At 39.7% G+C, this 13,444-nt stretch carries 6 protein-coding genes and 2 other annotated features; all 6 genes read right to left on the bottom strand.

Features of this window, described 5'->3' with window-relative positions:
• Window positions 1-261 precede the first annotated feature (261 nt).
• Window positions 262-519, bottom strand: a sequence feature (23S ribosomal RNA rRNA prediction is too short).
• A 19-nt stretch (window positions 520-538) separates the two neighbouring features.
• Window positions 539-698, bottom strand: a sequence feature (23S ribosomal RNA rRNA prediction is too short).
• 84 nt (window positions 699-782) lie between these two features.
• The 6 genes from DTOX_RS07555 to DTOX_RS21370 all read right to left on the bottom strand — a co-directional run bounded on the left by DTOX_RS07555 (window position 783) and on the right by DTOX_RS21370 (window position 13,217).
• On the bottom strand, window positions 783-2,483 hold the full coding sequence (locus DTOX_RS07555; protein WP_422698394.1) for a UvrD-helicase domain-containing protein: 1,701 nt from the start codon (window positions 2,481-2,483) through the stop codon (window positions 783-785).
• Complete coding sequence (locus tag DTOX_RS07550; RefSeq protein WP_015757120.1) at window positions 2,443-5,088, bottom strand: hypothetical protein; 2,646 nt, start codon at window positions 5,086-5,088, stop codon at window positions 2,443-2,445. Before DTOX_RS07550 ends, DTOX_RS07555 begins: the two co-directional genes overlap by 41 nt.
• On the bottom strand, window positions 5,088-7,514 hold the full coding sequence (locus DTOX_RS07545; RefSeq protein ID WP_015757119.1) for a UvrD-helicase domain-containing protein: 2,427 nt from the start codon (window positions 7,512-7,514) through the stop codon (window positions 5,088-5,090). Before DTOX_RS07545 ends, DTOX_RS07550 begins: the two co-directional genes overlap by 1 nt.
• Before the next feature lie 506 nt (window positions 7,515-8,020).
• On the bottom strand, window positions 8,021-9,142 hold the full coding sequence (locus tag DTOX_RS07540; RefSeq protein ID WP_015757117.1) for a HigA family addiction module antitoxin: 1,122 nt from the start codon (window positions 9,140-9,142) through the stop codon (window positions 8,021-8,023).
• A 20-nt stretch (window positions 9,143-9,162) separates the two neighbouring features.
• On the bottom strand, window positions 9,163-9,495 hold the full coding sequence (locus DTOX_RS07535) for a type II toxin-antitoxin system RelE/ParE family toxin (RefSeq protein ID WP_015757116.1): 333 nt from the start codon (window positions 9,493-9,495) through the stop codon (window positions 9,163-9,165).
• Between the two features lie 158 nt (window positions 9,496-9,653).
• Window positions 9,654-13,217 (bottom strand): helicase-related protein, encoded by a 3,564-nt coding sequence (locus tag DTOX_RS21370; protein WP_015757115.1) that lies wholly within the window; start codon window positions 13,215-13,217, stop codon window positions 9,654-9,656.
• Window positions 13,218-13,444: the final 227 nt, after the last annotated feature.

Here is a 13,444-nt window from a genome sequence, read left to right as displayed (position 1 = left end):
TTTCAGGAAGTACATGCCTGCCTGAGTCTTCTGCGGCAGTATTACAGATTTTCAACACTTCCAAAGGAAAGTGGTTTGCCGCGAGTGCACTAAGCAATGTAATAGTCGGAAGATTAAAAGCCACCTAGCGGGATGGCTTTTAATGTGTGACAGACAGTCGCACACCAAAAACCCCTAGAAGACAATCCCAGGGGTTAATATATTATATAAACTTTTACAATTCCATCAAAACTACACAGCGTGAATATTAAGGTCAAGCGTTCGACCTATTAGTACCGGTCAGCTAAACACATTACTATGCTTACACACCCGGCCTATCTACCTGGTGGTCTTCCAGGGGTCTTATTCTTGCGAAGGGAAACCTAATCTTAAGGTGGGCTTCGCGCTTAGATGCTTTCAGCGCTTATCCCTTCCGGATATAACTACCCGGCATTGCCGCTGGCGCGACAACCGGTACACCAGTGATCCGTCCATCCCGGTCCTCTCGTACTAGGGACAGCTCCTTGCAAGTTTCCTGCGACTGCGATGGATAGGGACCGAACTGTCTCACGACGTTCTGAACCCAGCTCACGTACCGCTTTAATGGGCGAACAGCCCAACCCTTGGGACCTACTACAGCCCCAGGATGCGATGAGCCGACATCGAGGTGCCAAACCTCCCCGTCGATGTGAACTCTTGGGGGAGATAAGCCTGTTATCCCCGGGGTAGCTTTTATCCGTTGAGCGACGGCTCTTCCACTCGCACCCCCAATATTTCACCTGTACTTATTCAAAATCACTACTTTATTTTCCTTCTAATCTCGTCAGTACAACTAATAAATTATTTTTATTCAACCCGTAAGCTTCATAGTCTTCACAGCTGAAATTCCGTATAAAAGGTGAAACCTTTAGCTCGTTTTCTGCAACCCACAGAAGAACTACTTTTTTCCTGGCCCGTGTTATAGCTACATACAACACCTTTTTCTCATCATTTAGAATCGTGTTATAATCTCTTTCATAAATCTCACTCTTCTTATTCTCTGCCAGCTTATTCAGATCTTCAATTTTTTTCTTGTTAGGGTAGTGAAAAGAATCAAACTGCAATATAAACACATAGTCAAATTCCAGTCCCTTGACACTATAAGCATCTGTAAAGAAAACTGGCTTCTTAGCAGATTTATAGTTAAAGCGGGCGCTGTACCTCTCTGTAGTAATCAAATCAAAAGAACGGGCCAATGCGCTCTGCACCGGAGGGGCAACCCGGCGATGCAATTCCTCTTCATATCTGTGAATAACAGCTATAGAGCAACCCGGATCCTCACTTAGCCTATTTTTTATCTCCTGAACCAAGTACCGGTGCATTTCATTATCACTGGAATAAAAACGTATTTCCGGTCTGTCACCTTCCTTGACAAAATCTACAGCATCCAGGCGGTCATTTTGCACATCATCAAAATTTATAGCATTGGCCAGGGTCATAATCTGCTTGGTAGAGCGGAAGTTTTTAGTTAGGGTTCGGTTCCTCCTCCCCTGCAGCTGCAGTCCCAGGTTAGCATAAGTATGAGGGGTTCTTTTATAAATTCGCTGCTTGGGATCCCCGGACAAGACAATTGACTTATTAGTATACTGAACCAGTGCTTTAATCTGCATAGGCTGCAAATCCTGCACCTCATCAACAAAAATATAGTCATAATACATAGTGCGGGGAATGTGCTCTCTATTTTTAAGCAGCAAAAGAGCATAGTCCTCCATATCCAGGTCCCGGTGAAATCTTTCTTCCATCCACCTGCAGTACTCCTCAAAAACAATATATATGGTATTGCGCTGTGCCTTGGTTAATCTGGGATTGTGACTCCGGCCGGTGCGTTCAACTTCCAAATAATCTTTCTTATTTACATAACCGTTTGCTTTCATCCATAAAAATTCTTCCAGTAGAAAGGTACCATTTTGCGTGCTAAAAAATCGCTCTTGTGAAGAAAGTTGCCCATATTCATCAGAAGACATAAACTGCTCCCGCATAACATTAACCCGATTTAACAATGTGCTTTCGTGCTCTTTAATGTTTCTTATAGATGACGGGTAGGGTTTTATTACAAAACCGGCTTCTTTAAGCATTCGATAAGCCATCCCATGAAAGGTTAACATATGCAACTCATGTTTATCCCTTACTTTATCGTAAATAGGAGAATCTTTAACCCGCTTTTTTGCATCATCAATAAGAGTTTTACTAAAAGATAAATAAAGAATTCTCTGCCTCTTGTGTTCCTGCTCCATTAACTTTAACAACTTATAAAGTAAGGTTATACTTTTTCCACTGCCGGCAGATCCGTTGATAAGCATCTGCTCCTCATACTGCAGCACTAAAGCCATCTGCTCGCGGGTCAATTCAATTCCGGTGAAAAGGCTCTTCACATCACAATAATTTTGCCAGGCCCGGGCTGCGCTCAGAAAAAATTCCATCATATTATTCACGGCTTGAGGTATTTCTGTCAACAGCAAACTCACCCTCCCTGCAGATTAATAAGTGATTGCACATGCTACAGTGTCTGCCCGGTTCAGCTATAATTTCATCCGGTAGAATTGCTGAAATTAATTCCTTTATCCATTCTTTTTCGTTTAAAACATCATTATTATAGGCATTTTTAATCTTATATTTTTTCGTTACATAATACTTGCTTCTTAACCGCTGAAGACTGTCCATGGCCTTGGGATAGCTAACATTTTGAAACTGCCGGTATTCCCTTAATTCTTTAACTGACGAAGTCTTAATTAAATTTTCCTTTAGTGCCGAGGTCCACTGGGGAAAAAGGGGAAAAAGATTATCCTTGACCGCTTCTTCGCCGCCTGCCTGCCGGGATAAAAGAGATCCTATAGCAGCAAAGACCAGCCGCTGGTGAAAATCAGATTCATATACCGGGTGTAGCTGTAAGATATTTGTATAAAAAAATTTTCTGGGGCAAAAATCCAAGTCCAACCAGGCAACAGCAGGAATCTCCTCTACTAAGGTCATCTGGTTTATGATATCCTCACCCTCATCAATTCCCGGGGCACATTCCGTAACTGCCAAGTCCAGCTCACTAATATCTGTTTCAGATTTTTGCGTTCTGTCCACACTATTATAAAGAGAGGTTAAAATCTTAAATAAGAAATTTTCACTGTCATATGACTGCAAGTCCTTAATCCAACTAACTGCTAGAGTCTGCCCCTTAAAAAAGCAAAGGCTATTGAACAAATAATATTTTAAAATAGATTCCCTGTTTTTGTTATACGTATAGTCAACTAGCAAACAATGCCATATAACTTTATATGTATCAGGAAACTGGAGCCTGGCTGCTTCTTTTAACCATGTGTGGGTCAAATAAGCCGGCATACTGTTTATCCTTTTTATGTATTTTACCAAACTTTTCATGGACAAATCTGTTATATGAAGGCTTTCAGTGTTTAATATTAACCCGGCCAATTGCTCAATATTGTGTATCTCCTGTTTCTTGGTTCTTTCCTCCGATTTTTCCTTAGATTTTAGATTTAATAGAACAACTAAAAACCTTCTTAATTCTCGCCTGGTTGCCTTCCAGTCAGACGGGAATGAGTATTCTAAAGCACTTTCTAGTCTGTCAGTTATAATAGCTGATAAAGATAACGAGGTTTTTACTTTATACCATATTTGCCGAAGCATCTCTAGATGACTGTTAATACTCATCTCCTCCCCCTCGTCTGGTAACAGGTGCAGTAGGGTTTGCTCCAACTCCAGGTTAAGGGCAAGAAGTTGCTTTAGAGTAACAGCATAACGCTCCTCCAATATATAAGGAAAAACACGAAAAGGGTTGGTTAAATATTTTTTTGTTCTGTTGCGAAGGGTAATATCTTTTGCCTCATTATCAAAAATACTACTGACATGAACCAAATCACCTAGCACTTTTAACCTTTCATTTATCTCGGCAAGTGAGCTTACTCCCTCCATATAAGGCTCCAAATCTTTAAGCAGCGCACCGGCCCGTGCACCAGAAACCCCCTTATCTTTAACCCAGCCAGAGGTAATACATTCTATAAAAGTATCATACCTCAGGTAAATAATATCCTTTACCTTCTTACACTCGTAAAGATAAAAAAGAAATTTGCCTGCCGGATAAGCTATAATATTATCTTTCTCTTCTTCATTATTACCGTTAAGTTCATCACGCAGAGATTGATTTAAAGGTTCCGCTGATAAAGCTACATACTGCATTTTCCCGCGCTCCGGACGGTTACCTGGAATAGTTAAATACCGTTTAAATTCCACCGGAGAAGAAAAAGAACAGATATTTAATGCAAGCTCGTCCGCCTGGACCCCGGTATTTCCACAAACCTCCTCACCAGGTCCTAAATTTCTTCCTTCTAAGAATTCTAGAAAACGGGTTCCTCTTTTTATAACGATCTTCTCTCCATGGTTCCAGTGTTCACAGGATGTTCTGGCAGCAGTTTCATAGAGTTCCTGCCACCCTCGAAAGACTGATGGAAATCGTTGGTCATAAGGAATGCGAAAAACTACCGGTATGCCCCAACCCCGACACAGGTGAAAGAAAGCCATTTCACAGGCATCTAATTTATTGAAATGATAGGCATAAATAACCCTGATGTGACTATGCCCTAATCTTTCTGCTAAATGCCCGGCATTTACAGCTTCCCTATCCCGCAACAATTGCTGCACCTGCCGGTCACTGACTAAACTGTGAAAAATATCCCGGAACACTTCTTCTGTCCCGCTCTCCCCAGTTAAAACCGGCAGTTGCCTGATCCCCAACTCTACAGCAAAACAAAAACTTCGTACAATTTCTGCCTCTTGATTTTCCATACTTTTTATCACTGCAGGCGACTGGCCCAACATATTATTTAAGCAATTTCGCACCTTAGTAGCTAAAAATATCTGGGTAAAGGGGAAATTCCAATTAGGGTAGAGTAAAGACTGCAAGTTATCATAGGTTAGTATGCTTCTTTTAATTTCGGGGTTAGGAACCTTGTCCTGCAAATACACAGCAAGTTCAGAAACGGGTGTCAGATGTATTTCATTCATGTTAAAAGTAAGCTTATCATAAAACTCTATCGGGTTAAGATATGTTTCCACCTTAAACACTAGATTTCACTCCCGTATAACAAATCACTCCAACAGTTAACAGTATTGGCCCGGGCTAATTTATCCTTGACGTGAACATACAGATTCTTTTTTGCCCTGGTTAAGGCTACATACAAAAGTCTCGTCTCTTCAGCCACAATCTCGGTGTTTTCCGAAGACTTAAGCTGCTCCCAATAACTGTTGCGAAATACATTTCCCTGCATATTTAGCTGATACCCCATAATATAACTGCCGCTTTCCTCCCGCAAAAGAACCTGCTGGCGATCATCACGCAAAAACTGGTGGTCAGTTACAGGCAAAATCACATGATCAAACTCCAAGCCCTTAGCTTTATGAACTGTCATACACCGGAAACGGTGACTTCTCTCCTCCGGGGATGCAGTCATAGGCAGCACATCCGTATCAGTTTGCATCTTCAGGCGTATAAATTGTTCAATCCCGTGCCAGGTCATAACTGTATCCGAGAAATATTTCTGCAGTATATATAAAAGGTAATCTAAATTCAGCTGATACTCTATTTTACAGGTCTCGGCCTCTTTTAACAGCAAATCCCGATCCTGGTCCGGTTGAAGTTTTCTCATTTTATCAATAAAACGACGGGCATAAACCCGGGCCGGCTCAATTTCCCCAATAATCCTTTTCAACACTTGCAATACCGGATAACCATTCGCCATTTCTCTGTATGCCTGCCACTGTTGCCAGTCCGGCTGTGCCTGAAATAAATCCGCTAAAAATCTTTTTTCGGCATTAAATTCTTTAAGAACAATGTAATTGGATAAGGTATTTGCACCATAGGAAGAATGGTGGAGGGCAAAATAGTCCCGCTGAAGATTCTGATTAATCAGTACCCTGAGCATAATATAAAATTCTCGAACAGCCACGGTGCGATAAAAGTTCCCTCTTACCTCCCCATCACAGAAAAACCCCAATGACTGGCACCATTCAGTTAAATCCTGCACATCTTGATTAGAACGAACTAGTATGGCTGTGCTTTCATTAACCTTCCATCTTCCACCCAAACTTTTTAAAATCTCACCTAATTTGGCCCAGGTAACATAGTGTACCAGACCCACCCCGTCTTTATCTTTACTTAACGACTGCAGTTTGTCGTCTGGCCCGTATCTGAATTTTATTACCTTACTGTTCCATTGTTCAAATAAAGGATTCAGCTGAACTAATAATTTTGCAGTGCTGCGATAATTTTTCTGAAGGGGGTATTGCATAACCTGCTCACTACCCAAACCCTCCTCAAGCTGCCGAAAGGCAGTATAATCGGCTCCCCGAAATCGGTAAATGCTCTGTTTTTCATCTCCCACCACAAACAGCCTGCAATCCAACTGCTTCCTTAGCCAGAGCAACAGCTTAACTTGAATGACATCGGTATCCTGAAACTCATCTATGAATAAAAAGCGAATAGGTAGTCCTTTCTGTAAATCTTGTACTTCTTGCAGGCGCTCTAGCTCACGAATAAGATCTGATATCTCCCATTTATTTTCCATGTTTTTAAATTCCTTTAATTCTACATGGAGTCTTTGTAATATGAATCGCAAAAAAATAACAAAATTATCAATATTCTCTCCCAAATCTAGTTCCTGCGCAATTTTATCACTGCTTAATGACTTGTTTTCTAATACTGAATTTACATACAGGACTATATTAACGAGTAGAAACTGTGGCACATACATAAACATCTGATATTCTGCAGGATACTGCAGTGCGTACTCATCTATAGCTTTTTCAATTATTCTTCTTTTCTGAAAATGATACCCGCGTAAAGCTACTGATGGGGAAAATCCTAACTCTTGGCCAACCGTTCCCAGTAAGTATTTGGCAAAGGCATGTACAGTTGATATTTGCATTTTTTGGGTATCCTCAAGCCACTCTAAATATTTTCTCTGCCCGGTTACATGATAATAATTTATTAACTTTTCCGCCAACCTCTGCCTCATCTGAACCGCGGCTTCGTTGGTAAAGGTTATCATAACTATTTCGGCAAAAGAAAGAGACGGATCTATGTGCTTAAGGTAAAGCAGACGATTAATCATAACTGTGGTTTTTCCGGTGCCAGCACCGGCGGAAATCATCAGATGCACATCTGTCCGGGCATGCTCTATAGAAAATTGCTCAGCATTAAAGTTAGTAGTTTTACAAATACATTTGCAAAGAAAATCTTCTGAAACTACACCATCTACAATAGTTAACTCATGATCAGGTATAGAACTACTTTCTATTTGTTCCCAGTATAATAGACCGTATTGTCTAGCTTTAATCAAAAAGTGGTTTTTTTCGTAGTTTTCCAAAGAATCACTTGTAAAAAGATAAATTTTTATCCCCCGTGATATTTGCTTAGTTATATGACTAGCTAAGGATTCATTAATCTCTGAAGTATAAATTAGCAATGAGTATTTGGGTTCATTTCCCATCATAGCACCAATCCCTAACGTTTGTTATAAATACTGGTTGTAGATTTATTCACTGACAATTCAACATTTTCCTGCTTTAAGTTTATTTTTATTACTTTTATCAGTTATCTTTTTAAACTATAATGTTAGGTTAAATATTATTAACAAAATAAGCCACGGTTTTTAAGAGTTCACATAATGGCCACAATACCTTCTGAATTATCTATGATTGTAACAGACGGTTATGACTGTAGTTTGTCAGTATCTATTGTCCTGGATAAAAAAATATCGCCCTAGTTTTCGGGCGATATTTTTTTATCCAGGTATCTTAACAAATATCATACTCAAATTGCTGTCGATAATAATTGACCGGCCAATCTTTAAGCCGCGGTGTAAATATGTAAGCCAAATCTAGCAAAAGTTTGCAATCTTTTTATTGAACCGTCCATATAATCCCACTGCTGCCAGGATGTATCACGTTTTCTATAACTTATGTACATACTTTAGAGTATGAGGCTTGTCTTTCCTTGTCAATTTTTTGCAACCCATTTAAATCTCTGTTTATGCTTATTTAAGTGACTAGACCAAGAAATTATATTATCATGTTGGAGTCGACCAACTAATATACCGGGAGCAATATTTAACTTCTCGGCAAATTTACGTGTAGAATCATGATCAATTATCCCTTTATCAATAAAACGTTTATATTTTGAAGAAGGAATTAAAAAATCTGCTGCAAATTGATTGGCTTCATCTTCTAATTCCCCTTCTCGCCCATTGTATTCAAGAAAAATCTCTCGTTTGCCATGCAAAATTATATGTCCCGCCTCATGAAAAAAGCTAAACCACAAATGGTCATCGGTTTTATATCGTAAGCTTAATTGAATTAGGGCTTTCTGTGGAGTTAACCACCGTGCCACTCCACTAACAGGGCATTTTGGCAACTCAGGAATAAAAACAACTGCAATACCCGCATCAGCACAAATTCTAACCATATCTTTAATGAATACTTCAGGAACTTCTTTTGTAAGACTTTTAATATGCATGAGTGATTTTCGAAATTCTGATACACTGAATGGCTTACAGTCAATTTTTTGTGCTTTAATTTCTCCTTGCCTAAGCCATGCAGATACTGCTCCTGGTTCAGTGTCAAAGACACTAGATTTACGAAAAACTAATCCTGACGTGTTTAAAATATTATCCCAAGTATCCTTCCAAACCTCAATTGATGCAACTCCATAGAAATTAAGCAACTCTTGCAATTGTCTGATTTTATCTTTAAATTCCTTAATCCACCCATATTCAATCATTTTCTTTACAGGTATCTGTTTTAGCCATTCTATTTGAGCTTCTAATCGTTCCTTTTCTTTCTGCATTGCTAATTGTTCCTGATAATTACGTTCCAAGTTATTCCAAAATGTAGCCGGAACACCTAACACCCGCTCCAATTGCAAGGCAGTTTCCGGAGTAATTGCAGATTTACCCTTTATAATTTCGTTTATGGTCTTTACTGGTCTACCAGTGCGTTTAGCTAGATCAGCTTGTGTCATTCCTAAATGTTCGAGCGTTTCCAGCAAAGTTACACCGGGTGGAATTGCATAATCCGGAGTGAATTCATAATTTCCTTCATTTAGCCCTTTTTTACTAGTCACGGTGCTCACCTCCTTCAAAATTAATGGTAATCCATAATATTGACAACCATTATTTCTGTGACTCTACTTAGATCGATTCCACCATCTTCTTTTCTTGGTATCGGCTCAGTAGGTTTAAAAATAATTCTGTATGGATGTCTAATATCTACTGAAAAATGATCCTCCCAATTTTCTCTTAATTCATGTAATCTTGGTGGAGGTAAGTGACTTATATCCGATAAACAGCTTGCCGCCCGCAATTCAGATAATCTTTGCTGGATTTTAAAGCCGTTTCCTTGACCCCACTTTTTTATAATCTCTTGACCCGAGTCGCAGATTTTTTTAAGTTTTCTAGTTTTAAATTTTATTAACATATAATATTCCCCGATTACAAAAATATTAACACAAAAGGTTAATAAAATCTATATAATTTTATGATGCATGCTGACTATTACAGACTGGTAAATATATACCCTATTATAAAAGAAGCACCTGGTCCAATAAGCGGCAAGTGCTTCCTTTATAATGAAAACTAATTAATCAATCTTTTTCTTACCTCTACTTCACGCTGCAGTCGGGCCAAAACTGTATCAACAAGGAGCCTACCCCTTTTCTTCTTCATACTGTCCGCCAGACGACTTGCGGCTTCAACTGCCGCCCGGCCCATTATGCGCGGTACCGGCAGGATGGTTTTATCACCAATAGTAGGAACCTGGCAAGCAAAAAGTAATTCGCCGGTGAATCTCCTCAGGATGTCCGCCGGTAAACCGGTTGCCTGAAGGGGCTCGCGCTCCTCAATTAGAGAGGCAACTTCCTTTAAAACCGGCCAAAAGAGTGCATTTTCTCCGGCAAAACTTGCCCTGACTTTAAGAAAATCTTGAATTACCAGGAAATTGAGCATTTCATGCACCAGAGCAGCCCGTATGTTTTCTCGTTCAATGCGGTCTGCTACCAGGTAGGGCTCAAACTCTTTCAAAACCAGCTGGTAAAGTTGTTCTCGTTGCGACATTATTTCCTCGTCATTTATGGTCTCATCCTCTGCTAAAGCCAAATCCTTGAGGTCACTCCACGCTCGGATAAGCCGCATTTGGCAAACACCACCGTCGCCACGGCAGATTGCTACATAAATAACCACTTCAACATCCTCCAAACCGGGAACAGGGACGGCGATTCGCCGAACACAGGAAGGAAGTTCGAAACTGCTCAGGTGCTCCAAAATAGCATCAAAGAACGGATCACCGTAAGAGGCGAAATGCACGCGTGCGCCGCCATCAGCCAAACCTTCCTCGTAAAGCGCGCGGGAAGTAGTAAGGACTGTTCCACTGGGTATGCCATCAATTCCGAACAATGTCAACGCTGGCTTCGCTGGTTCATCCGAAACGGTGCAACCCAAATGGCGCAGGTACTGCGATTGGCTCAGTGTTTCCCATATTGCCTCCAGATTTACCGGAGTAGTTCTCTGATCATCAATCTGGGCCATACGCTTGTAAATTTCATAAAGTTCTTTAGGGCTAATTTCCATACTCTCTGTATGTTGGCGTTGCAACACGAGTCGTTCTTGGGCACGGGCCATCAATTCTTCGGGTGTCAGTGTTCCTTCAGCCAACTGGCTGAACTCTTCTTGTTCCACCGGCAGAAGCGATACCTGCTGCGTGCCAACAATCATATTGGCATTAGCTAAGCGGTTTAGTAAACGGCCATACACCACTTCTTCTGCACTTCCGGCATAGCATAGGTTGAGGACGTAAATATCCTCATGTTTTTGTCCAATACGGTCAATACGCCCTATTCGCTGCTCAACTTTCATTGGGTTCCAACCCAGATCGAAATTAACCAAAAGATCAGCAGTCTGCAGGTTTAAACCCTCCGCTGCTGCGTCAGTACACACTAAGATGTCAACCTCGCTGCGCAAGAATCTTTCTTTTACCTCTTCACGATCTAGGTTAACCATACGGCCTGTAACCGAATTAAAACACTGTGCTCCCTGCCCCGAATAGGTGCCTACTAGCATCTGCGGGTCTGCCTGGCAGAGTCGCTTCACGATATCAGTGAGCGTATCGTAAAAACGGGTAAAGATAACCGTTTGCTGGATACGCCCGGTTTGCCGGTCTTTACGTTGATCCAGCGTTTGTAAAAGCAGCTTCATTTTAGATGAGTCGCCGGTGAGGTCTGCCATGTCTTTAAGCATGCTCTTGAGACATTCGCGTTCCCATTCCAAATCATCCTGTGTCCGGTTTTGGAGCAATGATTCCACAACCACCAAGTCGTCTTCATCTTCCCCCTCAAAAATAACATCCTGTAGCGAAGAATTGGACCCAGAATCTTCTGCCTCCATTACAAGTTGCTGCCGCAACGTTGCTTCCACTTTATGCAGACGGCGTTCTAATGTCTTATGGAATGCATAAAGACTGGAAGCGAATCGTAACCGCAGAAAGCTAAGTAAAAAGCTCATCATCTGTTGTGATTGCCTGTCTCCATGTTTACGGATTTGCATGGCCAAACCCTTACAGTAATCCTCAAGTTGGTCATAGACACGACGTTCCAGGGGGTTAAATCGAATGCCATCTATCGGCAGGATATGGCGCCGGGCAAGATTTTGCTGTAATTGCTTATTAGCCATTATTGTTTGACCATGACAAAGTAACAACCGCCTATACACAGAATCCCAGTTAATAGTACCCTGCTTATAATTTTTCTTTTGCATGGAATAACAATATTTGCCCCAAGAACCACAATCAACAAATACCTCTACATCAAATTTTACTCCTTCAATATAACCAGAATTAAAGCTTGAATAAATTACAAAGTTACCCCTCTTAAAATAGGTCACAAAAGGTAAATTTGATTTTATATAGAACTTACCCTCTATGGGCAATTCTTTATATGATGTAGCTACTGCACATGCATTTTTATCTTCAACTTTTAACTCTAAGCCCCTTGCCTCGCAACACATTGCATTTTCATCTTGATGTATATCGTATAACATAGGTGTCAGTTCTCCGCCAAGCATTATCGGCTTTGAGAAACCAACATTAATTTGAACTATCTCGGAGACATCATTTATTTTCAATATACGTGATTGAATCTGAATGATTTTGTTTCCCTCCAACGTAAAAAGCTTTTGATCCTTTATATTACCTCTGCTAGTTTTGTGCAAAAACAAAGATGTTTTGTCTTTATAAATCAAGTCTCTACCTTTAGAAACTGCTGGCGGCCAAAGTGGAATTATTTCATCATTTCTATGTTTTAAAAGATATCCTCGTTTTGCAAAATATTGCAATGATTCAGTTGTTACCTCTATGGGTGTTAATTCATAAACATCTATTGAGGCAAGATTTTTAAAATTAACTTCGCCAACCTTTTTAATTTCTATAGCATTATTTTCCTTGTCATAATTCCAATCTGTTCTGCTTTTTAATATTCTGTATGATGTACCAACATAAATAAATCCACCAGTTGATACTCTCATACCACCATCATTCCAAAAATGAAAAATATCCCGACTCACATCTATAGCAGATATACCACAAACCCATTTTCTTTTTACTTCTTCCGGCACATCTCTTAATACATCCCCATTGGAATCTTTTATTTGAACTTCAAAGCCATGTTTTGTATAAGTTGCAATATCAATGTAATTTACATTTTGAGAGCTAAACACATAATGCAAAGAATTATTTTGAAAAAGACATACTTTTGCATTTGATTCTACTAACATTTTCATGGATTGATCAGATAATTGTGGAAAGTAGACTCTTAATTTAAAAAGATCACTTTTCCCTAACAGATATATTGGAATAGCACCTGAGATTCTATATGTATCTACAGGTTTATATTCCCTTTTGTCCGCATTTGTATATCTTGAACAAGCAAGATGTATAGCCGTTCTATTTTCCTTATCTAAATGCTCATGTTCAAACCATGGTGAAGCTCCAGCCCTTGTCTTTAAAAAAACTGGAGAACGACATTCAGGACAATAGAAATCAACTATTACACCTTTAGGAATTCCAACACGACTTCGTATGGTATTACACTTTTTATAAATCTGCTCTGCATATACAACACTATTTGAATTGATATCTAGAGCATCATTCACAAAATCACCTCGAGTAATTTTACTTAACATAATATATAGAATGCTTAATACGTAATAGAAATTAAATCCATAATATTAGCTAAATTCTTACTTTTCCTAAATTAATACATTATTTTCCATGGATACTTTCAAGACTATTGGAAATGGGGTGATTATATTCAATCCAACATAAATTTTCCTTTAGTTGAGTAGTACCTAAATTATCACAAAACCATTTTGAAACATAA

Source organism: Desulfofarcimen acetoxidans DSM 771 (genome assembly GCF_000024205.1).
Lineage (GTDB): Bacteria > Bacillota > Desulfotomaculia > Desulfotomaculales > Desulfofarciminaceae > Desulfofarcimen > Desulfofarcimen acetoxidans.
The sequence above is the reverse complement of the archived record's forward strand: the minus strand, read 5'-3'. Positions and strand labels throughout refer to the sequence as shown.